The following is a 22,470-nucleotide window of genomic DNA, read 5'->3' on the forward strand; positions in this document are numbered from 1 at the left end:
CGGCACCTGACGCCGGGGCCACAAACGGCCGGGCGGTCCCACTCGCGCACGGTGGGGCCGCCCGGCCCTCGCACGCTCTCCCCACTCCACCTCCCCCCAAGAGGAAGGAACCTCCGTGCGAAGAACCCGTGTCCTCACGACCGTGCTCGCGCTGGCGGCCGGTCTGCTCGCGGGCGGCCCGCCCGCCCTGGCCGCCGGCGCCCCGGAGCCGGCCACCACGCTCGCCGCCGACACCTACACCTGGAAGAACGCGCGCATCGACGGCGGCGGCTTCGTGCCCGGCATCGTCTTCAACCGCGGTGAGAAGAACCTGGCCTACGCCCGTACCGACATCGGCGGCGCCTACCGCTGGCAGGAGTCCACGAAGACCTGGACCCCGCTGCTCGACTCGGTCGGCTGGGACGACTGGGGGCACACCGGTGTGGTGAGCCTCGCCTCCGACTCCGCCGACCCCGACCGGGTGTACGCGGCGGTCGGCACGTACACCAACGACTGGGACCCGGCGAACGGTGCCGTACTGCGCTCCACCGACCGGGGCGCGAGCTGGCGGAAGGCCGAGCTGCCGTTCAAGCTGGGCGGGAACATGCCGGGGCGCGGCATGGGGGAACGGCTGGCGGTCGACCCCCATGACAACGACGTGCTGTACCTGGGCGCGCCCAGCGGCCACGGCCTCTGGCGGTCCACCGACGCGGGCGCCACCTGGTCCGAGGTGACGGCGTTCCCCAACCCGGGGAACTACGCGCAGGATCCGAGTGACACCTCCGGGTACGCGTCCGACAACCAGGGCATCACCTGGGTCACCTTCGACGAGTCGACGGGCGGCGCCGGGACGGCGACGGAGACGATCTACGTCGGGGTCGCCGACAAGGAGAACGCCGTCTACCGTTCGACGGACGCGGGCGCGACCTGGCAGCGGATCGCCGGGCAGCCGACGGGCTACCTGGCGCACAAGGGCGTCCTCGACGCCGAGAACGGCTACCTGTACCTCGCGTACAGCGACACCGGCGGCCCGTACGACGGCGGCAAGGGCCGGCTGTACCGGTACGCGACGGCGACCGGCACCTGGACGGACATCAGCCCGGTGGCGGAGGCCGACACCTACTACGGCTTCAGCGGCCTGACCGTGGACCGGCAGAACCCGGGCACGGTGATGGCGACGGCGTACAGCTCCTGGTGGCCGGACACGCAGATCTTCCGCTCGACGGACAGCGGCGGCACGTGGACGCAGGCGTGGAGCTACACCTCGTACCCGAACCGCGAGAACCGCTACACGATGGACGTCTCCTCCTCCCCGTGGCTGACCTGGGGCGCCAACCCGTCGCCGCCCGAACAGACCCCGAAACTGGGCTGGATGACGGAGGCGCTGGAGATCGACCCGTTCGACTCCGACCGGATGATGTACGGGACGGGCGCGACGATCTACGGCACCCAGAACCTGACGAACTGGGACGACGACACGTCGTTCACCATCACCCCGATGGTGCGCGGTCTGGAGGAGACGGCCGTCAACGACCTGATCTCTCCCCCGTCGGGCGCCCCGCTGATCAGCGCGCTCGGTGACATCGGCGGCTTCCGGCACACGGACCTGACGAAGGTGCCGTCGATGATGTTCACCCAGCCGAACTTCACGTCGACGACCAGTCTGGACTTCGCCGAGTCGAACCCGGACACGGTGGTGCGGGCCGGCAACCTGGACTCCGGTCCGCACATCGCGTTCTCGACGGACAACGGCGCCAACTGGTTCGCGGGCACGGACCCTTCGGGCGTGAGCGGCGGCGGCACGGTCGCGGCGGCGGCCGACGGCAGCCGGTTCGTGTGGAGCCCGCAGGGCGCGGGCGTGCACCACACGACCGGGTTCGGCACGTCCTGGTCGGCGTCGAGCGGCATCCCCGCAGGGGCGATCGTGGAGTCCGACCGGGTGGACCCGAAGACGTTCTACGGCTTCAAGTCCGGGAAGTTCTACGTCAGTACGGACGGCGGCGCGACGTTCACGGCGTCGGCGGCGACGGGGCTCCCGGCCGGCGACAGCGTGCGCTTCAAGGCGCTCCCGGGTGCGAAGGGCGACGTGTGGCTGGCCGGCGGGGCGAGCGACGGGGCGTACGGCCTGTGGCACTCCACGGACTCGGGCGCGACCTTCACCAAGCTGTCGAACGTCGACGAGGCCGACACCATCGGCTTCGGCAAGGCGGCGCCCGGCGCCTCGTACCAGACCCTCTTCACCAGCGCGGAGATCGGCGGCGTACGCGGCATCTTCCGCTCCACGGACCAGGGCGCGACCTGGACCCGGATCAACGACGACGCCCACCAGTGGGGCTGGACGGGCGCTGCCGTCACCGGTGACCCGCGGGTCTACGGCCGGGTCTACGTGGCGACCAACGGCCGCGGTGTCGTCTACGGCGACACCTCGGACACCGGCGGCGGCACGGACCCGGAGGAACCGGAAGAGCCCGGGGAGCCCGGTCCGCCGGGCGCCTGCGCGGTGACCTACAAGGTCACCAACCAGTGGGCCGACGGCTTCCAGGCCGACGTCCAGCTCACCAACACGGGCTCGGCCGCCTGGAACGGCTGGTCCCTGAACTGGTCCTTCGCGGACGGCCAGAAGATCTCCCAGCTCTGGAACGGGTCCCCCACCCAGTCCGGTCCGGCGGTGACGGTACGCAACACCGACTGGAACGGCACGGTGGCGGCGGGCTCGTCGGTCGCCTTCGGCTTCACGGCGAGCAGGTCGGCGGCCAACACCGAGCCCACGGCCTTCAAGCTGGGCGAGGAGACCTGCACGGTAAGTTGACCCCAGTGCACCCCGGCCCGCCCGTACCCGGTACGGGCGGGCCGGGGTCGTGAGACCGCCGGGAAGGACACGATCATCATCAAGCTCTTGAAACCCGCCCTCGCTGTCGCGGCGCTGATGTCGCTCGCCGCCTGCGGTGAGTCGTCCGCGCCGAAAGAGCCGGCGGGCGCGACGAACAGTGCCCGGGCCGAGAAGGCACGGCCGTCGGCGGACGCCACGCCGGTCGCCGCCGTGATGCCCGACCTCGTCGGCGGTAACGCCGGGCGTGCCGCCGAACAGATGGGTTCCGGAGGCGATGTGGTCTTCGAGGACGCGAGCGGGCAGGGCCGTCCGGTGGACGACCCTGCCGCGTGGAAGATCTGCGGCTCCCGACCGGGACCGAACCAGCAGATCACCGACTACCCGGTGGTCCTCGACGTGGTGAGGACGTCCGAGAGCTGCGCGTAGGTCAGGGCGTGAACACCGTCGGCCGAGGAGGTGTCGGCATGTCGGCTCCGATGAAGAAGCCGGTGTGCGGGGGCTGGTTGTAGGCGGTGTTCTGCCAGGCCAGGGCCGTGCGGTACAGGGTGTCGTGGAGGAGGGTGGTGATGCGGCGGTCCGTGTCGTGGGGGGTGGAGTAGATGCGCAGGTTCTTGTTGTCGCCGGTGCGCCAGACGACCTCCTCGCGCCAGTCGCCCAGGATGTCACCGGACAGGACCGGGGTCGCCTTGGTGCCGTTGTTCGAGGACACGCCCGAGCCGGTCAGCAGGCGGGTGTCGGAGGACGTGCCGTACTTGTCGATGCGGGTGCCGTCGAGGAGTTCGCGGACCGGGTCTCCGTCCCACCAGGCCAGGAAGTTGGTGGAGGAGGGCTTGCGGCCCTTGGTGCCGCCGCCCTCGTCACGGATGCCGCCGTCGGAGGACGACCACATCTCGGGGCCGGAGTTGCCCGCATGGATGTCCCCCGCGACTCCGCGCCCGTTGTCGCAGCAGGCGGAGAGCTTCCAGCGGACCGCGCCGTTCGCGGGGTCGATGTACAGGGCGGCGGGCTGGCTCGTGGACTCGGAGACCTTGTAGTACTCCAGGCCGGACGTCGACGCGTCGAGGTCGCCGAGGTGCTGGGCGTCGCCGTGGCCGGTCCTGGTGGTCCACAGGCCGTACCCGTTGTCGTCGACGGCCATCGAGCCGTAGACGATCTCGTCCCGGCCGTCGTTGTCGACGTCCCCGACGGACAGGCTGTGCGAGCCCTGACCGTCGTACCCCTTGCCCTTGTTGGTGGAGGAGTCGGTGTCGAAGGTCCAGCGGCGGGTGAACCGGCCGTCCCGCCAGTCCCAGGCCGCGATGACCGTGCGCGTGTAGTAACCGCGGGCCATGATCAGGGAGGGGCGGGCGCCGTCCAGGTACGCGGTGCCGGCGAGGAAGCGGTCGACCCGGTTGCCGTAGGAGTCGCCCCAGGAGGAGACCGTGCCGCGGGCCGGGACGTAGTCGACGGTGCCCATCGCCTTGCCGGTCTGCCCGTTGAACATCGTCAGGTACTCGGGGCCGGACAGGACGTACCCGCCGGAGTTGCGGTGGTCGGCCGAGGAGCTGCCGATGACCGCGCCGGTGCCGTCCTTCGTGCCGTCGGCGGTCTTCATGGCGACCTCGGCCTTGCCGTCGCCGTCGTAGTCGTACACCTGGAACTGCGTGTAGTGGGCGCCGGAACGGATGTTGCGGCCCAGGTCGACGCGCCACAGCCGGGTGCCGTCGAGCCTGACGCCGTCGACGACGGTGTTGCCGGTGTAGCCGGACTGGGAGTTGTCCTTGGCGTTGGTGGGCTGCCACTTGAGCACGATGTCGAGGGCGCCGTCGCCGTCGAGGTCGCCGACGGAGGCGTCGTTGGCCTCGTAGGTGTAGGAGACGCCGTCGGGGGTGGTGCCGCCGGACGGAGCGCTGATCGGTACGTCCTTGTAGCCGGCGCGGAACTGGATCGCGTGGACCGAGTCGCCCTGCTCGGCGCCGTTCACCACCGCGCGGACGGTGTAGTCGGCGTGCGAGGGCGCGCCGGAGTGGAAGTAGGTGGTGGAGCCGGTGATCGGACTGGAGTTGACCTTGGTGCCGGCCCGGTAGACGTTGAAGGCGACGTCGTCCGGGTCGGTGCCGAGCCAGCGCCAGCTGACCAGGTTGCCGCTGCCGGTGTGGACGCTGACGACGCCGCGGTCCAGCTTCTCGACCTGCCGTGCGGTGGCGGCCTCGGCGGGCGCCTGTGACAGCGCGGTCAGACCGGCGCCGGCCAGCGCCGCCACGGCGAGTGCCGCGGGCAGGACGACACGGCGTCTGCGGTGCCTGTGGGGGTGTGTCACGGGACGGACCTCCTGGGAGGACGGATGGGTTCCGCCCCTCAGTCGCCGCCGGGGCCCTCCGGGTTGCCGTCCTTCCGCTTCCGGTACGCCCGGAGACTGAACACGGGGTCGGGGCGGGGCCGGTCCTGGTCGGGGAGCCGGGCCAGCCGGGCGGCGAACTCCTCGGCGATCGGTTCACCCGGCGGCAGGGTGACGAACCATCCGCGCCGCAGGTCGTCGATGGTGCGGCGGGGGCTGCGGCCCTGCCCGTGCCCCCGGAAGCGGGCCCGCCCCGCGGGCAGCAGACCGTGGGCCGCGGCGCAGGCGTCGACGGCGTCGGGGGCGTCGGGGACCGGGCTGCGCGGGCGGGCGGCGAGGACCGCGTCGATGTCGCTGCCGACGTTGTGCGAGGCCCCCTTGTGGACGGTGGTGACGTACACCCCGCCGGGCCGCAGCACGCGGGCGCACTCGGCGACGACCGCCCGTACGTCCTCGGGCCCCGGCATCAGGTGCAGCAGCCACACACTGGCCACGGCGTCGAACCGGGCGTCCCCGAAGGGCAGCCGGCGGCTGTCCGCGCGGACCACCGCGCCCGGCAGCCGGGCGACGGCCGTCCGGGTCATCGCCGGGGAGAGATCGACGCCCGTCACCCGCAGACCGGCGCGGGCGGCGGCCAGCCGCCGGGTCACTATGCCGGTGCCGCACGCCACGTCCAGCAGCTCCCGCGCCGGCGCCGGTACGAGGCTCAGCACGGCCTCCGCGGCGGCCGCCGCCCGGGGTTCCCCGCCGCGCAGGACGTCGTACCGTTCCGCTTCCTCGTCGTAGTCCAGCACGCGCCTCAGTGTGCACCGTGGCCGGGGGCCAGGTCCTCCACCCTGCGGGCGAGCTCGAAATCCTTCTCGGTGACGGCGCCGCCCGCGCTGTGGGTGTGCACGGACAGGGCCACCGTGTCGTAGCCGAGGGTGAGGTCGGAGTGGTGGCCGAGCTCCTCCTGCACCTGGGCGATGTGGACGGTCATCGCCGTCGCCGCGAAGTGCGAGCCGAGCCGGTAGGAACGGGTGAGCCGGTCACCGTCGAGAGCCCAGCCCGGCAGCCCGGCCAGCCGGTCCTCGGTCTCCTTCTGCGACAGCGGTTCGACGGGCATGGGCTGCGCTCCTTCGCCGGTTCGGGTCTCGTGGTCCCGTGGTCTCGTGCGGGACTCCCAGGCTGCCACAGAAGACCACCCGGAGCCCTGGCGGGAAGCGGGCGGCTCCCCGGTACGGCCGTTTCTCGATTACCGTCCTGGCATGACCACTGTCACGTCCGGTACCGCTTCCCGCACCGGGGGCGTGGGCCCGCTGCTGCGCGCCTGGCGGGAGCAGCGTCGGGTCAGCCAGCTGGAGCTGGCCCTGCGCGCCGACTCCTCCGCCCGGCACATCAGCTTCATCGAGACCGGCCGCTCCCGGCCCAGCGAGGAGATGGTGCTGCGGCTGGCCGAGCACCTGGACGTGCCGATGCGGGAGCGCAACGCGCTGCTGCTGGCGGCCGGTTACGCGCCGCACTACCCGGAGACCCCGCTGGACGATCCCGCGCTGGAGGTGGTGCGCGACGGCATCGAGCGGCTGATCAGCGGGTTCGAGCCGTATCCGGCGCTGGTGGTGGACGCGATGTACGACGTCGTGGCGGCCAACCGGGGGGTCATGACGCTGTTCGACGGCGTGCCTCAGTCGCTGCTGACGCCGCCGCTGAACGCGGTGCGGCTCACCCTGCACCCGCAGGGGCTGGCGCCGCGGATCCGGAATCTGCGGGAGTGGCGCGGGCACCTGCTGGAGCAGATGCGGCGGCACATCGCCCTGCACCGCTCGGAGCGGCTGCGGGCGCTGTACGACGAGGTGGCGGCGTTCCCCGTACCGGACTCCGCCGGCCTGCCGGAGGAACCGGCCGAGCCGGTGGCGTACTTCGCGCTGCCGATGGTGATCGAGCACGAGGGGCGGACGCTGTCGTTCGTGTCGTCGATCTCCACGTTCAACACGCCCATGGACGTGACCGTCGCCGAGCTGGCCGTGGAGACCCTGCTCCCGGCGGACCCGGCGACGGCCAAGTACCTTCAGTCCTGGCTGAGCTGACGCGCCTTCAGCGCCATGTGCTGGAGCAGGGCGAAGCCCGCCACGGTGAGCGCCTGGAGGACCGTCCACACCGCGCCCGCCGCGGTCGGGGTGAGCCACAGCGCGAGGGCGGCGAGACTCACCGCCGTCCAGGTGAGGTTGGCCTCGACGACGATCCGCACGCCGAGGGCGGGCGGGTGCGGCCGGGCGGCCAGCAGGCCCACGCCGGCGGCGTACACGGCGAGGAACGCGCCGAGTCCGAGCAGCAGACCGGAACCGGCCCCGAGGAACCGGCCGAGCGGTCCGGCCAGGGCGAGGTAGGCGACGGCGTTGGCACCGGTCACCACGGCGTCGAGGGCCAGGAAACGGCGCAGCATCCGCTGCGGCTCCACGGTCCGGGCGAGTACGGCGAGCTGGGTCGCGGACATGACGCATCATCCTCCGTCGGGGTCGGTGGCCGGGTCCCGGGCCGGAGTGCGCCGGCCCGGAACCCGGTGCGTCCACGATCCCGGGCACGCGGCGCCGGGTCGATTACCTGTCGGGTAATACGGCGGACCAGCGAAACTGGGCGGTTTCCCGTGGCCCGTGAGAGTGTCGGAAGAACATGACAGACTGAGCGCATGCCCGGGCGCGTTGGGGAGGCGTGGCGTGAGTGAGCGGCGGGCCGCACCCACCGTGGGCCAGGTGGTCCTGGGAAGGCGGCTGCAGGAACTGAGGGAGGCGGCGGGCCTCTCACGGGAGGAGGCCGCCCGCGTCCTGCGGGTGGCGCCCGCGACCGTACGGCGGATGGAGACCGCCGAGGTCGCGCTGAAGATCCCGTACGTCCAGCTCCTGCTGAGCGCCTACGGGGTGCCCGAGGGCGAGTCCGCCGCCTTCGTCGAGCTCGCCGAGGAGGCGAACCGGCCGGGCTGGTGGCAGCGGTACGGCGACGTGCTGCCCGAGTGGTTCAGCATGTACGTGAGCCTGGAGGGCGCCGCCCGTATCATCCGCTCCTACGAGCCGCACTTCGTGCCGGGGCTGCTGCAGACCGAGGGGTACGCGCGTGCCGTGCTGGAGGCCGGGACGATCGGGAACATCGGGCCCGACGTGGTCGAGCGGCACGTGGCGCTGCGCATGGAGCGCCAGCGGCTGCTGGAGCGACCCGATCCGCCGCACCTGTGGGTGCTGATGGAGGAGACGGTGCTGCGGCGTCCGGTGAGCGTCGACGGCCGGGTGATGCGCGACCAGCTCGACAAGCTCCTGGAGTACTCCGCGCGGGACCGGATCACTCTCCAGATCGCCGAGTTCGCGGACGGGCCCCACCCGGGTACGTACGCGCCGTTCTCGCTGTTCCGGTTCGCCGAGCCGGAGCTGCCGGACATGGTGTTCACCGAGTATCTGACCGGCGCCCTGTACCTGGACTCCCGCAAGGAGGTGTCGGCGCATCTGGAGGTCCTGGACCACATGACGGCGCGGGCGGCCTCGACACAGCGCACCGAGAAACTGCTGCGGGAGTGCCGCGAGCACTACTGAGCCGCGCGTCCGAGCAGGCCTTCGCACCCTTTCGACCCCTGAGGAGAAGACCGCCCATGACCGGATCCGACACCGCGCCCGCCCGCATCGACACCAGTCGGCCGCATCCGGCCCGGGTCTACGACTGGTGGCTCGGCGGCAAGGACAACTACCCGGTCGACGAGGAGCTGGCGCGGAGGATCCTCGCGGCGGACGGCACGGTGTTACGCGGGGCGCGGGCCAACCGCCGGTTCATGCACCGGGCCGTGCGCACCGTCGCCGAGGCGGGGACACGCCAGTTCCTGGACATCGGCACGGGCATCCCCACGGAGCCCAATCTGCACCAGGTGGCGCAGGGCGTCGCCGCGGAGTCCCGCGTGGTGTACGCGGACAACGACCCGATCGTGCTGCGGCACGCCGAGGCGCTGCTGCACGGCACCGCCGAGGGCAGCACGCGGTACGTGCACGCCGATGTGCGGGACGCGGACACGCTGCTGCGCCGGGCCGCCGAGTCGCTGGACCTCGGCCGGCCCGTGGCGCTGTCGCTGGTCGCGCTGACCCACTACCTGGACGACGATCCGGACGGCGACGACGTGTACGGCCTGCTGGAGCGGTACACGGCCGCGCTCGCGCCGGGCAGCTTCCTGATCCTCTCCCAGGTCACGCCCGATCTGAGCCCCGAGGCGGTCGGGCAGGCGGCGGAGCACTTCCGGCGCGGCGGCACGCCCTTCCACCCGCGCTCGCTGGCCGCCTTCTCCCGCTTCTTCACCGGTCTCGAACTGCTGGGCCCGGGGGTGATCCCGGTGCACGGGTGGCGCCCGGAGGCGGAGGACGTGGCGGCGCAGGCGGAGGGCATCGTGCCGGTGTACGCGGGGGTCGCCCGCAAGCCCTGACCGCTGCGGCGTACGGCGGTCAGGCCGCGCCGTCCTCCCGTCGGCCGGTGTCCTTGTCGTCGTCGACGATCTCCGCGTCGACGACGCCGTCGTCGTCCTGCGGCGGGGTGTGCTGTCCGGTGCCCTCCGAGGGGGTCTGCTGGGCCTGCGCGTACATCGCCTGGCCCATCTTCTGGCTGACGGAGGCGAGTTTCTCGACGGCGGCGCGCAGTCCGGCGGTGTCGGAGGACTGCTGCTCCAGCAGCCGCTTCACCTCCGTGACGGCCGACTCGACCTCGGCCCTGGTCTCGCCGGGCACCTTGTCGCCGTTGTCCCGCAGGAACCGCTCGGTCTGGTAGACGAGTTGTTCGGCCTGGTTGCGGGTCTCGGCGGCCTCGCGGCGGTTGCGGTCCTCCTCGGCGTACTGCTCGGCCTCGCGCATCATGCGGTCGATGTCGTCCTTGGGGAGGGCCGAGCCGCCGGTGACGGTCATCTTCTGTTCGCGTCCGGTGGCGAGGTCCTTGGCGGAGACGTGCATGATCCCGTTGGCGTCGATGTCGAAGGCCACCTCGATCTGCGGGACGCCGCGCGGGGCCGGGGGCAGACCGGTGAGGTCGAAGACGCCGAGCTTCTTGTTGTAGGCGGCGATCTCGCGTTCGCCCTGGTAGACCTGGATGCCGACCGAGGGCTGGTTGTCGGTGGCGGTGGTGAAGATCTCCGAACGCCGGGTGGGGATCGTGGTGTTGCGCTCGATCAGCCTGGTCATGATGCCGCCCTTGGTCTCGATGCCCAGGGACAGCGGGGTGACGTCGAGGAGGAGGACGTCCTTGACGTCGCCGCGCAGGACGCCCGCCTGGAGGGCGGCGCCGAGGGCCACGACCTCGTCGGGGTTGACGCCCTTGTGCGGCTCCTTGCCGGTGAGTTCGCGGACCAGGTCGGTGACGGCGGGCATCCGGGTGGAGCCGCCGACCAGGATGACGTGGTCGATCGCGGAGAGCTTCACGCCGGCGTCCTTGACGGCCTGGTGGAAGGGCTTCTTGCAGCGCTCCAGGAGGTCCTCGGTGAGTTCCTGGAACTGGGCGCGGGTGAGCTTCTCGTCGAGGTGCAGGGGCCCTTCGGCGGAGGCGGTGATGTAGGGCAGGTTGACGGTGGTCTCCGACGAGGAGGACAGTTCGATCTTCGCCTTCTCGGCGGCCTCCCGCAGCCGCTGCACCGCCATCTTGTCCTGCGCCAGGTCGACGCCGTACTGCCCCTTGAAGCGTTTGGCGAGGTACTCCACGACGCGCTGGTCCCAGTCGTCGCCGCCGAGGTGGGTGTCGCCGTTGGTGGCCTTGACCTCGATGACGCCCTCGCCCATGTCGAGCAGCGACACGTCGAAGGTGCCGCCGCCCAGGTCGAAGACGAGGACGGTCTGGTCGTTCTCCTTGTCCAGGCCGTACGCCAGGGCCGCCGCCGTGGGCTCGTTGATGATCCTGAGCACCTTCAGGCCGGCGATCTCCCCGGCCTCCTTGGTGGCCTGCCGCTGGGTGTCGTCGAAGTACGCCGGTACGGTGATGACCGCGTCGGTGACGTCCTCGCCGAGGTAGGACTCGGCGTCCCGGCGCAGCTTCTGCAGCACCCGGGCGGACAGTTCCTGCGCCGTGTAGCGGGTGCCGTCGACGGAGCCCTGCCCGGGGAAGCGCCAGTGCGCGTCGCCCATGTACCGCTTGACCGAGCGGGCGGTGCGTTCGACGTTCGTCACGGCCTGCCGTTTGGCGACCTCGCCGACCAGCACCTCGCCGTTCTTGGCGAAGGCCACCACCGAGGGGGTGGTCCGGGCGCCCTCCGCGTTGGCGATGACGGTGGGCTCACCGCCCTCCAGCACGGCCACCACCGAGTTCGTGGTTCCCAGGTCGATTCCGACCGCACGTCCCATCGCTGTCCCCTTCCGCCAGGGCACCTCTCCGGAATTCCAGCACAAAACTTGAGTGGCCCATTGTCAATAGTTTGAGCGGGTGGTTGTCAATGAGAGGGGTGTGCGTCACGCAGGGCCACGGCACGGCGGGGCCGGTCGGTGATCAGCACGTCCACGCGCGGATCGCCGAGGAAGCCGCGCAGCGCCGCGTCCTCGTTGACCGTCCACACCATGGTGAACAGTCTGTTACGGGCCGCCTCGCGCAGCACGCCGGCGCGGGCCAGCCGCCAGTGCGCGGCGACGCCGTGGGCGCCGCAGGCGCGGACGCGGCGCATGGGCAGCAGCTCGCCGATCCGGGTCCGCACCAGCCGGCCGCGGGCGATGTCCTTGCCGTCCCGGCCGAGGGACAGCACGGTGCGCACGCGCGGACGGGCGGCGGTGAGGGCGGCGACGGAGCGGTCCTCGAGGGTGGTGGCGACGAGTCCGTCCTCGCCGAGCAGGGCGACCGCGCGGTCGATCAGCTCCCGCTCGTGGCCGGTCTCCTTGAGGTCCAGATGGGCGACGAGCTTCCCGGCGACCAGTGCCATGACCTCGTCCACGACGGGCACGGGGTATCCGGCGCGGTCGTTCAGCTCGGCGTGGGTGAGCGTGGACAGCGGCGGGCCGGTGCGGCGTACGCGGGGATCGTGGTGGACGACGAAGATCCCGTCCGCCGTGCGCCGTACGTCGAACTCGACGTACTCCGCGCCGGACGCGAGCGCGTCCTCGTACGCCTCCCGGGTCGCCGGGGCGGCGCGCTCGGAGCCTCCCTGGTGGGCGGAGACGGCGGGGCGTGGCGTCATGGTGGTGCGGCTCCGGGGTGGGACGTGCCGCAGGCCGCCCCGGAAGGGGGGCGGCCTGCGGTGGTGCGGCGCGGCGAGCGGGTCAGGCGAGCTTCGCCGTCAGGGTGATGTTCGTGCCCTTCAGCGCCTGACTGACGGGGCAGTTCACCTTGGCGTCCTCGGCGGCGGCGACGAAACCGGCCTCGTCCAGGCCGGGGACGGTGCCCTCGACGGTGAGGTGGATGCCGGTGATGCCCTCACCGGGCACGAAGGTGACGTCGGCGGAGGTGGTCAGCTTGGTCGGCGGGGTGCCGGCCTTGTCGAGGCCGTTGGACAGGGCCATCGAGAAGCAGCTGGAGTGCGCGGCGGCGATCAGCTCCTCCGGGCTGGTCTTCCCGTTCGCCTCCTCGGCCCGCGACGCCCAGGTGACCGGCTGCTCGCCGATGCTGCCGGAGGAGTCGAAGGCGACGACCCCGCTGCCCTTGAACAGGTTGCCTTCCCAAACGGTGTGTGCGGAGCGCGTGGCTGCCATGACGCATCCTTTCGAAAATGTCCGGCCGTGTGTCCGGCGGTGCTCGGTCCGGGCGCCCGGATCACCGGGTGCCCGCCCCCCATCCGATCACATCACGGCTCAACTCACCCGGAAGACGGGCCCCCTCGCGGTGAACGGCAGCCGCGCGCCCCGCGGGATCAGATAGGCGTGCTCGCGCCGGACCCGCAGCACGTCGCACCAGCCGTCGGTGATGACGAGGACCGGCGCGGCGGGCGGGAAGTCGTCGGCGCGCTGGAGGAGGTCGATGCCGGGCTGCAGGACGGTGCCGCCCCGGCCGTGCACCCGCACCCGCCCCGCGATCTCGGTGACCGGTACGTATCCCGCGTCGTGCGGCGCCGCGTCGCAGAACACCACGCGGGCGGCCGGTACGTCGCGGGCCTCGGCGTAGGAGGCGATGGCGCCGAGCGCCTTGCCGAGCAGGACCCGGTCCATGGAGCCGGAGGTGTCCAGGACGACGCCGAAGGTGCAGCGGGCGATCTCCTCGGGCGGGAAGTAGCGTCCCGCGCGGGGGATGTCGGGGGTGGACGCCTGGCGCCGGGAGGGACGCGCGTACGACCGGAGCGGTTCGGGGCGGGGCACGAACTCGTCGAACCAGCGGGCGAGCCGGGCGTCCCAGGGCACCGGCGGATGGCTGAGCGCGCGGATCTCCTCGACCAGGCCGCCGGGCAGGAAGCCGCGCTCCTGCCGGTCGTGCAGGTCCAGGCCCTGGGCGAGGCCCCGGCGGTAGAAGCCGTCGAGGTCGACGTGGTCGCGGGGCGGGCCGAGCGGGCCGCCGAGGATGTCGCCGAGGCCCTTGCCGCGCAGGGTGGCCAGCCGGCGCATGCGCCGGAGGTCGACGGCGATCCGGTCGTAGACCTCCTCCGCGGACAGTCCGGCGAGCTCCTTGTCGTACAGCAGGCCCTCGGGCATGGTGCCGACCCGCATCTCCTCCAGCCAGCCGTTGACGACGTAGTCGCAGGCGACGTTGAACAGGTACGGGTCGCGTCCGCCGCGGCGGTCGCCGTGGCGCAGGGCGGCGTGGAGCATCTCGTGGGCGAGGACGAACCGCCATTCCTCCTCGTCCAGCCGTCGCAGCGGGTTGACGTAGATCTCGCCCGCCTCGGCGTCGACGGCGGCGACGGAGATGCCGTGGGCGCGGGCGAGTTCGGCGTCGGCGACGAGGGTGATGCCGGCCGCGATGCCGCCGAGCAGCGGGTAGGAGGAGACGAACCAGCCGAGCGCGCGCTCCCAGGGGCGTCGTGGGGCGGGCTTGCCGTCCAGGCTGTCGAGGCGGCCGGCCGCCATGTCCATCGCGGCGGACACGGTGCGGGTGAGGGCGGTGGCGAACGCGAGCTGGTGGTCCGGCGGCTGCCCGTACCAGCCGTACCACTCCACGAGCAGCAGGTCCGCCTCGCCGCCGGCCGTGCCGCAGCGTTCGTACACGGCCGGGACCCCGTCCCGCCGCCAGCGGGCGGCGAGCCGTTCCTCGTCGCCGTCGGGGTAGGCGGCGGGCAGGTGGTCGGGCGTCCTGCCGACGGGGAAGCCGAGCAGGAAGCGGTTGACGACCACGCAGCGGGCGGCGAGCTCGCAGTGGTCGGGCTGCTCGCGCGTGCCCTTGGCGGCCGGGACGTGGCCGAAGCCGAGGTGGAGGACGGCGTGGGCGAGGGCCCACGCCCAGGCCTCCGGGTCGGCCATGCGGTCCGGGTGGGCGTGCAGGACGGCCTCGGAGTCCACGCGCACCAGTCCGTCCCGGGGTGCGAGTTCGCAGTTCTCCCGGCGGCAGACCTCGAACTCGACGGCGGCCAGCGCGGGGTTGGCCCGCACCAGCCGCAGCCCGGCGTCGAACGCCTCCCCCGCGAGGTCCCGCTTCTTCGGCCCCTTCGCCCGGCCGCGGCTCACCGGCGCGCCTCCACCAGCCGGGGCATGTCGCGGGCCGCCTCGACGAGGAACCAGGACGGCAGGACCGGGTTGCCGTCGTCGTCGGAGGCGATGACGGTCTGGGCGACCTCGACGGAGATCTCGGCGAGCTGCACCAGCAGCGACTTGGCGCGGTACGCGGTCTGGCGGCCGTTCGCCGACATGTGCTCCTTGGTCGCCGGGAGTTCCTTGACGAGGCGTCCGCGGAAGGACTCGGCGAGGTAGTACAGCAGGTCGCGGTCCTCGACGCGGTGCGGCCAGCGGGCCTCGCCCTTGATCACGGCGTCGATGCCGAAGCGGCTGCGCACGATCTTGACGTAGCCGCAGAAGGCGGTGGCGTGCGCGGGGGTGAGCGTGCCGTGGGCGAGGACCTTCAGGGTGTCCTCGTCGAGGTCGCGGCCGAAGGAGTGCAGCGCGTCGGAGAGCATGTGCCAGGAGCGGGGCGTGGAGAACGGCTCCTCGGTCTTCGGCGGCTTGGACCACAGGTGGTCGGGGCGGTCGGTGAGGTGGTCGGTGATCCACGGGTGGATGCCGTTGTTCGCCGCCCACACCAGCCAGTCCTTGGGGGACGCCTCCAGGTGGACGTGGGTGAGGCGGTTGACGAGCGCGGAGGCGATGGGGCGGGCGAGCGCGTTGTCGGTGGCGCGGTTGCCGGCGCCGATGACGATGGAGCCCTTGGGCAGCTCGTAGTCGCCGATCCGGCGGTCCAGGATCAGCGAGTAGAACGCCTTCTGCACGTCCGGGGTGGCCGCGTTGAGCTCGTCCAGGAAGAGGCAGTAGGGCTCGTCGCGGGCGATGGACTCGGGCGGGCAGAACACCGAGCGGCCGTCGCGGATCTGCGGGACGCCGATGAGGTCCTCGGGGGCGAGCTGGGTGCCCAGCAGACTCACGCACTCCAGCCCCAGTGACTCGGCGAACTCCCTGACCAGGGAGGACTTGCCGATGCCGGGCGCTCCCCAGAGGAACACCGGCCGCACGGTCGCGAGACCGAGCAGCAGCTCCGGGATGCGGGCGGGGGTGACGGTGACGGCTGCCTGCACGCAGCGGCTCCTGGGGTTCGGCGGGCTGGAGGGGGCGCACGGATCGCCGGCGGTCGGGCCGGGCACGCGGATCCACCGCGGGCGCCGGGACCAGTGAACTGCGCCCGGACGCGCCGGGGCAACGCGTTTTCACGCGGTCGTCCCCGCCGGGCGCGGTCGTGGGCCTCGGCGGCCCGGTGGCCCGGCGGTGGGCCCCCCGGGGAAACCGGGCCGGCTCCCACGGGCCGGCCCGCTCAGGCCGCGCGTTCCCGGTCCGGCTCCGCCGGCACTTCCGCCTCGTCCGACTCGGTCAGCCAGCGGCGCAGCACCCGGTGGATCTGTTCGGCGCCGATGAGGTCCCCTCCGTCGTGGACCGGTGCGGACAGGGCGAGCGGGGACAGCAGGAAGGGGCGGGACTGGGCGCCGCCGAGGCCGCCGTGGGAGCCGATCTGCTCCTCGAAGGCGAGGACCTCTCCGTCGGCGGGGTCGTGGAAGGAGTTGACCATGATGTCGGCGGTGTGCGGGAAGGTGTGGGTGCGGCGCACGACGTCGGCGGCTCCGGGGCCGAACGCGGCCAGCGGGCCGGGGTCGTCGTCCAGCTCGTCCAGCGGTATCTCCGCGCCGTACGCGCCGAGGACGACCCCGCCGTGGCGTTCGCTGCGGACGAGGAGGAAGCCGATGCCGGGGTGGTTGGCGAGGGTCGCGAGGAGCGCGGGGTGGCGGGCGTCGATCTCCTCCTTGGTCATCCGGTGCGGCACGTCCGGGAAGGAGACCAGGCCCAGGTTGCCGGAGGCGAGCACGACGGGTTCGGAGCCGCGGGAGGGGCGGTAGTGCTCGGTGCCCTCCTCGACGGGCCGGCGCAGCGCCGCGCGGACGGCGGCGCGGGCCTCGGCGCCGCTGTGGGTGCGCTGGGCGCGGCGCGGCACGGGCAGTCCGCAGCCGGCCCGCACCAGGTCGCCGAGGGTGAGGCCGTAGCGGGAGCGGAAGGTCTCGCCGGGGCTCTGCCCGTGGTCGGAGAGGACGACTATGCGGTAGGGGCGGGGGGCGTGCTCGGCGACGTTCTCGATCAGGGCGAGGGCGCGGTCGAGGCGCTGGAGGACCTTGTCGGTGTCCCGGCCGACGGGCCCGGAGTGGTGGGCGACCTCGTCGTAGGCGACCAGGTCGGCGTAGACGGCGGTGCGGCCGGCCAGCAGGTCGCCCGTCACGGCGGCGACGACGACGTCCCGTTCGACGACGGTCGCGAAGGCCCGTACGAACGGGTAGAGCCCGCCGCGCGAGACGCGCGGGCGCTGCTCCCGGAACCGGGCCCGGGTGGACTGGCCGATCTCCCGGCCCACCTCGGCGACGAAGGACAGCGCGGTGCGCACCGCGTTGGCGGGGTCGGAGAAGTAGGCGAAGTAGCCCGCGCGGGAGCGGGCCGCCGGGCCGCGGCGGCGGGTGGCGATGGAGAGCACCAGGGCCTGCTCGTCGGCGCCGCCGCTGAAGAGGTTGCCGCGGCTGGCGCCGTCGGTGGCGAGCAGTCCCGCGTGGCCGGAGTACTCGATGGCGCGGGCCTGGAGTTCGGCGGCGCTGGTGGGCCGGTTGCAGACCATGACCTCGCGGCGGGCCTTCTCGTACCAGCGGAAGGCGGGGACGTCGTGGTTGCTGCCGTGCAGGATGCCGAGCTGGCTGGCGCCGGTCTGGCTGGACCAGTCGGTGCGCCAGGGGGTGAGGCGGTGGGAGGGGTGGTCGCCGCCGGTGCCGGTGCCCAGCCAGCGGGCGACGGTGGGCATCAGTCCCTTGTCGACGGCGGCCAGCAGCACGTCGTGGCCGACGCCGTCGAGTTGCAGGAAGACGGTGCCGGGGGTGGCCGGGCAGGGCGGGGCGGAGCCCCGTCTGCGGTCGGCGAGGCGGTAGAGGCGGCGACGGTAGGCGTCGTCGTCGCGTACGGCGAGGGCGGCGCCGGTGGCGGAGGCGACGGCGGACATCACGGCGGCGACCACGACCGCCGTCTCCGGTGCGGCGGTGCCGCGTTCGACCGGGGTGACGTGCAGCGCCAGCCACAGCAGGGCGCCGTTGAGGAAGAACACCAGCAGGCCCAGGACGAGCGCCGGCACGAGCAGCAGCAGACGCACCAGCAGCGGCCAGACCAGGGCGGACAGCAGACCGAAGGCGCCGGCGCCGAAAGCGGCGGTGACCGCGATGTCGGTGGCGCTGTCGCCGTCGGCCGAGCGCAGCCGGAAGTCGGGCAGGATGCCCGCGAGCAGCAGCATGGTGAGCGTGGAGACCACCCACACGGCGACACTCCGCCCGATCTGACTGGCGACCCGTCGCCACCGCCCGCCACCCACGCCCCGCACACCTCACGTCCCGGCCGACCTGGCCCGTCTCCACCCTGTCACAACGGCCGGACGGGGCGTTTCGTCCCCGGTCGCGCGGACCGCCGACGGCTCAGCGGCCGTCGTACCCGGCCGTCGGCAGCGACAGCCGCCGGTGCACACGGGCCTTCATCGCCGCGTCGTACGACGGTTCCGCGCGGCCGACCGTCTCCACGCGCACCCCGCGCCGCGCGCACTCCCTCGTGAACTCCTCCACGGAGGACAGCGCGCGTTCCAGTACCCGCAGACTGGGCGCCACGAACAGGTCGGTCCCGGGCCGCACTCCGTCCCACAGCGCACCGTGATCGGGCCGCAGTCCCCGTACGAGGAGTTCCCGGGCCACCACATAGCCGTGCTCGGCGGCCCAGCGGGCGCACATGGCGTGCTGGCCGCGGGAGTCCACCAGGAAGGGCTCGGCGTCCAGTTCCTCCAGCGGTGTCAGACTCGCGATCGCCGTCACCCGCACCGGCCCCATGGCGCCCCCCTCACCTCCGGTTTTCGCCGCCGACCCTACTCCTGCGCGTAGGCTTCGGGGAGTCGCGCGAAGGGGGCGGAAGAGGTGCCGGTGGAGGTCACCTGGTGGGGTCACGCCACCTGCACGGTCGAGGACTCGCACACCCGTGTGCTCACCGACCCCCTGTTCGCCCGCCGGCTCGCGCATCTGCGGCGCCGGCGCGGTGCGGTGCCGCCGGCCGAGGCCCGGCACGCGGACGTGGCCCTGGTCTCCCATCTGCACGCCGACCATCTGCACATACCGTCGCTGGCCCGGCTCGCCCCGGGTACGCGCCTGCTCGTGCCCCGGGGCGCACCACGCGCGGTGCCGGGGCTGCGCCGGCTCACGCACCTCGGGGTGAGCGAGGTGGCGCCCGGCGATGTGACGAGGGTCGGCGGACTGGTCGTACGGGCCGTGCCCGCGCGGCACGACGGGCGGCGGCTGCCGGTCGGACCGCACCGCTCCCCCGCCCTCGGCTACGTCCTGGAGGGCGAGGCGCGGACGTACTTCGCCGGGGACACCGGTCTGTTCGACGAGATGGCCAAGGAGGTCGGGCCGGTCGACGTGGCGCTGCTCCCGGTGGGCGGCTGGGGTCCGTACCTGGGCGAGGGCCATCTGGACGCGGGGCGCGCGGCCGAGGCGCTGGCCCGGCTGGGGGCGTCCAGCGCGGTGCCGGTGCACTACGGCACGTACTGGCCGATCGGGATGGACGCCGTGCGCCCGCACGAGTTCCACGCGCCGGGGCACGAGTTCGAGCGGCAGGCGGCCCGGCACGCGCCCGGCGCGTCGGTGCACCGGCTGGAGCACGGGGAGCGCGTGCGCCTGGAGGTCGCGCGGTGATCCTTACCGCCGCCCCGGTCGTGGCGCCCGAGTTCACCCAGCAGGCCGTCGGCTATCCCTCCCTGTTCCTGCTGGTGCTGATCGGCGCGCTGGTGCCGGTGGTGCCGACGGGCGCGCTGGTCAGTTCGGCGGCCGTGGTCGCCTTCCACCGGGCGGCGCCGTTCTCGATGGCGCTGGTGTTCGTGACGGCGTCCCTGGCGGCGTTCCTCGGGGACGTCGCGCTGTACTGGCTGGGGCGGCGCGGGATGAGGTCGAAGAACGGCTCCCGCTGGCTGGAGGCGATCCGGGAGCGCGCCCCGGAGGACCGGCTGGCGCAGGCGCAGCACAAGCTCGCTGACCACGGGGTGGCGGTGCTGGTGCTGTCCCGGCTGATCCCGGCCGGGCGGCTGCCGGTGATGCTGGCCTGTCTGGTCGCGAAGTGGCCGGTGCGGCGCTTCGTGCGGGGCAATCTGCCGGCCTGTCTGGCCTGGGCGGCGACGTACCAGCTGATCGGGGTGCTCGGCGGTTCGCTGTTCGACCGGCCGTGGCAGGGCGTCCTGGCGGCGATCGTGCTGACGGTGCTGATCAGTGTGGCCCCGGGCCTGTGGCGGCGGATGCGGGGGACGGCGGCGGGGTGAGCCGGTCCCGGTGACGGCGGTCCCGGTGACGGCGGTCCCGGTGACGGCGGTCCCGGTGACGGCGGTCCCGGTCAGGCGGGGATCCGGTCAGGTCAGGATCCGGGAGCCGCCCACCGGCAGGTCCCACAGGTGGTCGCGGGGCAGGCCCGTCCGCTCCCAGGCGGCACGGACCCGGGTGAGCGGTTCCAGGACCGGCTCCGCGGACAGGACGAACGTGCCCCAGTGCATGGGGGCCATGTGGCGTGCGCCGAGGTCCTGGGCGGCGCGCACCGCCTCCTCCGGGTCGCAGTGGACGTCGGCCAGCCACCAGCGGGGGTCGTAGGCGCCGATGGGCAGCAGGGTGAGGTCGATGCCGGGACAGCGGCGTCCGATGCGGGAGAACCAGTGGCCGTAGCCGGTGTCGCCGGCGAAGTGGACGCGCCGCCCGTCGGGGCCGGTGAGCACCCAGCCGCCCCACAGGGAGCGGCAGGTGTCGGTGAGGGTGCGCTTGGACCAGTGGTGGGCCGGTACGAAGTCGAAGCGGACCCCGTCGAGTTCGGCGGCCTCCCACCAGTCGAGCTCGGTGACGCGGGTGAACCTGCGGCGGTGGAACCAGGGGGCGAGCCCGGCCGGCGCGAACACGGGGGTGTCGCGCGGGAGCCGGCGCAGGGTGGGGGCGTCCAGGTGGTCGTAGTGGTTGTGGCTGATGACGACCGCGTCCACGCGCGGCAGGGCCTCCCAGGGGACGCCCACAGGGGTGATCCGGGCGGGGGTGCCGAGGATGCGGCGGGACCAGACCGGGTCGGTGAGCACGGTGAGCCCGCCGATCCGCAGCACCCAGCTCGCGTGCCCCACCCAGGTGACGGCGACCGTGCGGGCGTCGACGCGGGGCAGCGGGCCGGGGGCGCGGGGCAGCAGGGGGACGTCGGCGAGACCGTCCGGGACGGGCCGTACGGCGCCCTCGCGGGCGAAGCGGGCGAGGGCCTTCAGGCCGGGCAGCGGGGACGTCAGCCGGTCGTGGAAGGTGCGGGGCCACAAGCGGCGTTCGGCGAGCGGGCGGGGTGCGGCCAGTGGCGGGTACGGGGCGGACGGGCCGTCGGCCTCCCGGGCGCCGGATCCGGGGAGGGCCGTCCTCACGGCCGGCTCGGGGCGCCGCGTCATCGGGGGGACTCCCGTCGCCGGGCGCCGTCGCGGAGTTCACCGAGGACCGTTGTCAGCCGGGTCAGCGCGCGTCGTACCTGCGGCAGTTCCAGGGGCGCGGGTGAATCCAGGCCTTCCGCGCGCAGTTCGGCGGTGTCCCCCAGCAGGGGGGCGGTGGACAGCCGTACGCGCGGTGCTTCGAGGTCGTCGCCGAAGCGGTGACCGCCCGGCGCGGGCATGCCGAGCCGGGCGGTGAGGAAGTCCTCCAGTTCCTGGGCGTCACCGACGCCGTGCGCGCGGAGCGCGGGGGCCAGGGGGGTGAGGTCGACGTACAGGTGCCGGCCGCAGCAGGGGGGCCGGGCGAGGGCGCCCGCGGCGACGACGGCGTGGTGGGCGGCGGCGGCCACGCGCGCGTGCAGGCGTACGGCGGCGGCGACGCGCGCGGTGACCGGTCCGGGCTCGGACAGCGCGTACACCGCGGCGGCGGCGACCGGGGAGGCGACGCGCGCGTCGAGCGCGGTGAGCACGTCGAGCACGCGCGCGTGGAGCGCGTTCCCCTCCTCGCCGGCCGGGAAGCGGGCCACCGCCGCCGGCCAGCCCGGCGGGAGCAGGGCGCCGGCCAGGTCGGTGACGACGGTGACCCGGTCGGGCAGCATCTCGGCGGGGCTGAGCAGCACGGTGCCGTGCGGGTCGTGCAGGGTGTCGCGCCAGGTCTCGTCGCTGACCAGGTGCAGCCCCTCGCCGACGGCGGCCTCCAGGGTCTCGTGCAGCAGCTCGGGCGGGGCGACCCCGGCGGTGGGGTCGTCGGCGACGGAGAGCACCAGCAGACGCGGGTCGCCGCCCTCGGCCCGCAGCCGGCGCACGGTCTCCAGCAGGGCGTACGGGTCGGGGACGCCGCCGCTCTCGGCCGGGGTCGGCACATGGAAGGCGGGGCGGCCGAGCAGGCGGGCGTAGGGGGCCCACCAGGCGGCGCAGGGCCGGGGCACCAGGACGTCACCGCCGAGGGCGGCGGTCAGCGCCACCAGCAGGGCGGGGGCGCCGGGGGCGACGGCCACCCGGTCGGGGGCGGCGGGCAGTCCGCGCCGGTCGCCGTAGCCGCAGGCCGCGTCCAGCAGGGCGGGCCCGCCGCCGACCGGTTCGGCGGCGGCGCGGGAGGCCGCGGCGGCGAGTACGGCGGACAGCTCGGGCAGGACGGGCAGCCCGTCCTCGGGGAGCGCAGGCCCGAACCGGACGGGGCCGTGGCCTTCCGGATCCGTCCGCCGCATCCCTACCTCCGCGCGGTTCCCCGGCGTCGTGCCCGGCGCCGGCTCGTGTTCCGGGTCCTGTC

At 73.5% G+C, this 22,470-nt stretch carries 20 protein-coding genes; 7 read left to right on the forward strand and 13 right to left on the reverse strand.

The window, feature by feature from the left end:
- The first annotated feature begins 115 nt into the window (after positions 1 to 115).
- The gene (locus ACZ62B_RS16520) at positions 116 to 2,788 is read left to right on the forward strand and encodes a cellulose binding domain-containing protein (RefSeq protein WP_468888391.1); all 2,673 of its coding nucleotides are present in this window, start codon (positions 116 to 118) and stop codon (positions 2,786 to 2,788) included.
- Between the two features lie 87 nt (positions 2,789 to 2,875).
- On the forward strand, positions 2,876 to 3,235 hold the full coding sequence (locus tag ACZ62B_RS16525) for a hypothetical protein (protein ID WP_344558290.1): 360 nt from the start codon (positions 2,876 to 2,878) through the stop codon (positions 3,233 to 3,235).
- 1 nt (position 3,236) lies between these two features.
- Here ACZ62B_RS16525 and ACZ62B_RS16530 read toward each other — a convergent pair whose 3' ends face one another.
- Genes ACZ62B_RS16530 through ACZ62B_RS16540 form a run of 3 tightly spaced genes read right to left on the reverse strand, consistent with a single transcriptional unit; the run spans position 3,237 to position 6,231 of the window.
- Positions 3,237 to 5,108 (reverse strand): rhamnogalacturonan lyase, encoded by a 1,872-nt coding sequence (locus tag ACZ62B_RS16530; RefSeq protein ID WP_344558288.1) that lies wholly within the window; start codon positions 5,106 to 5,108, stop codon positions 3,237 to 3,239.
- Positions 5,109 to 5,146: 38 nt separating this feature from the next.
- Complete coding sequence (locus ACZ62B_RS16535) at positions 5,147 to 5,920, reverse strand: class I SAM-dependent methyltransferase (RefSeq protein WP_344558286.1); 774 nt, start codon at positions 5,918 to 5,920, stop codon at positions 5,147 to 5,149.
- 5 nt (positions 5,921 to 5,925) lie between these two features.
- Positions 5,926 to 6,231: a 4a-hydroxytetrahydrobiopterin dehydratase gene (locus ACZ62B_RS16540; RefSeq protein ID WP_344558284.1), complete on the reverse strand. Its 306-nt coding sequence runs from the start codon at positions 6,229 to 6,231 to the stop codon at positions 5,926 to 5,928.
- Positions 6,232 to 6,373: 142 nt separating this feature from the next.
- Here ACZ62B_RS16540 and ACZ62B_RS16545 point away from each other — a divergent pair, with 142 nt between their 5' ends.
- The gene (locus ACZ62B_RS16545) at positions 6,374 to 7,192 is read left to right on the forward strand and encodes a helix-turn-helix domain-containing protein (RefSeq protein WP_344558282.1); all 819 of its coding nucleotides are present in this window, start codon (positions 6,374 to 6,376) and stop codon (positions 7,190 to 7,192) included.
- Here ACZ62B_RS16545 and ACZ62B_RS16550 read toward each other — a convergent pair.
- Positions 7,174 to 7,599: a hypothetical protein gene (locus ACZ62B_RS16550; RefSeq protein ID WP_468877778.1), complete on the reverse strand. Its 426-nt coding sequence runs from the start codon at positions 7,597 to 7,599 to the stop codon at positions 7,174 to 7,176. The genes ACZ62B_RS16545 and ACZ62B_RS16550 overlap by 19 nt on opposite strands.
- A gap of 220 nt (positions 7,600 to 7,819) precedes the next feature.
- On the opposite strand from ACZ62B_RS16550, the gene ACZ62B_RS16555 reads away from it, so the two are divergent.
- Together ACZ62B_RS16555 and ACZ62B_RS16560 are read left to right on the forward strand one after the other, a co-directional pair.
- Positions 7,820 to 8,683: a helix-turn-helix domain-containing protein gene (locus ACZ62B_RS16555; RefSeq protein WP_344558278.1), complete on the forward strand. Its 864-nt coding sequence runs from the start codon at positions 7,820 to 7,822 to the stop codon at positions 8,681 to 8,683.
- A 56-nt stretch (positions 8,684 to 8,739) separates the two neighbouring features.
- Positions 8,740 to 9,555, forward strand: a complete 816-nt coding sequence (locus ACZ62B_RS16560) for an SAM-dependent methyltransferase (RefSeq protein ID WP_344558276.1) — start codon at positions 8,740 to 8,742, stop codon at positions 9,553 to 9,555.
- Between the two features lie 19 nt (positions 9,556 to 9,574).
- Here ACZ62B_RS16560 and dnaK read toward each other — a convergent pair whose 3' ends face one another.
- The 7 genes from dnaK to ACZ62B_RS16595 form a co-directional block, all read right to left on the reverse strand.
- Complete coding sequence (gene dnaK, locus ACZ62B_RS16565; RefSeq protein WP_469690835.1) at positions 9,575 to 11,449, reverse strand: molecular chaperone DnaK; 1,875 nt, start codon at positions 11,447 to 11,449, stop codon at positions 9,575 to 9,577.
- An 86-nt stretch (positions 11,450 to 11,535) separates the two neighbouring features.
- The gene (locus tag ACZ62B_RS16570; protein ID WP_468719013.1) at positions 11,536 to 12,270 is read right to left on the reverse strand and encodes a glycerophosphodiester phosphodiesterase family protein; all 735 of its coding nucleotides are present in this window, start codon (positions 12,268 to 12,270) and stop codon (positions 11,536 to 11,538) included.
- A gap of 82 nt (positions 12,271 to 12,352) precedes the next feature.
- Positions 12,353 to 12,781, reverse strand: coding sequence for an OsmC family protein (locus ACZ62B_RS16575; RefSeq protein ID WP_344558263.1), 429 nt, complete (start codon positions 12,779 to 12,781; stop codon positions 12,353 to 12,355).
- A gap of 99 nt (positions 12,782 to 12,880) precedes the next feature.
- Positions 12,881 to 14,680 (reverse strand): vWA domain-containing protein, encoded by a 1,800-nt coding sequence (locus ACZ62B_RS16580; RefSeq protein WP_344558253.1) that lies wholly within the window; start codon positions 14,678 to 14,680, stop codon positions 12,881 to 12,883.
- Positions 14,677 to 15,738 carry an ATP-binding protein gene (locus ACZ62B_RS16585; protein WP_344558251.1) on the reverse strand — a complete coding sequence of 354 codons (1,062 nt, stop codon included), beginning with the start codon at positions 15,736 to 15,738 and terminating at the stop codon, positions 14,677 to 14,679. The genes ACZ62B_RS16580 and ACZ62B_RS16585 overlap by 4 nt, the downstream gene beginning before the upstream one ends.
- Positions 15,739 to 15,971: 233 nt before the next feature.
- Positions 15,972 to 18,056, reverse strand: coding sequence for a phage holin family protein (locus ACZ62B_RS16590; protein ID WP_344558249.1), 2,085 nt, complete (start codon positions 18,054 to 18,056; stop codon positions 15,972 to 15,974).
- Between the two features lie 91 nt (positions 18,057 to 18,147).
- Complete coding sequence (locus tag ACZ62B_RS16595; RefSeq protein WP_344558247.1) at positions 18,148 to 18,549, reverse strand: hypothetical protein; 402 nt, start codon at positions 18,547 to 18,549, stop codon at positions 18,148 to 18,150.
- 84 nt (positions 18,550 to 18,633) lie between these two features.
- On the opposite strand from ACZ62B_RS16595, the gene ACZ62B_RS16600 reads away from it, so the two are divergent.
- Together ACZ62B_RS16600 and ACZ62B_RS16605 are read left to right on the forward strand one after the other, a co-directional pair.
- Positions 18,634 to 19,407 carry an MBL fold metallo-hydrolase gene (locus tag ACZ62B_RS16600; protein ID WP_344558245.1) on the forward strand — a complete coding sequence of 258 codons (774 nt, stop codon included), beginning with the start codon at positions 18,634 to 18,636 and terminating at the stop codon, positions 19,405 to 19,407.
- Positions 19,407 to 20,024 carry a DedA family protein gene (locus ACZ62B_RS16605; protein ID WP_344558901.1) on the forward strand — a complete coding sequence of 206 codons (618 nt, stop codon included), beginning with the start codon at positions 19,407 to 19,409 and terminating at the stop codon, positions 20,022 to 20,024. The genes ACZ62B_RS16600 and ACZ62B_RS16605 overlap by 1 nt, the downstream gene beginning before the upstream one ends.
- Before the next feature lie 87 nt (positions 20,025 to 20,111).
- Here ACZ62B_RS16605 and ACZ62B_RS16610 read toward each other — a convergent pair whose 3' ends face one another.
- Both ACZ62B_RS16610 and ACZ62B_RS16615 read right to left on the reverse strand, forming a co-directional pair.
- Positions 20,112 to 21,164 (reverse strand): MBL fold metallo-hydrolase, encoded by a 1,053-nt coding sequence (locus ACZ62B_RS16610; RefSeq protein ID WP_468877795.1) that lies wholly within the window; start codon positions 21,162 to 21,164, stop codon positions 20,112 to 20,114.
- On the reverse strand, positions 21,161 to 22,408 hold the full coding sequence (locus ACZ62B_RS16615) for an aminotransferase class I/II-fold pyridoxal phosphate-dependent enzyme (protein ID WP_468719004.1): 1,248 nt from the start codon (positions 22,406 to 22,408) through the stop codon (positions 21,161 to 21,163). The genes ACZ62B_RS16610 and ACZ62B_RS16615 overlap by 4 nt, the downstream gene beginning before the upstream one ends.
- Positions 22,409 to 22,470 lie beyond the last annotated feature (62 nt).

The sequence above is a fragment of the Streptomyces sp. NPDC053426 genome, assembly GCF_055585405.1.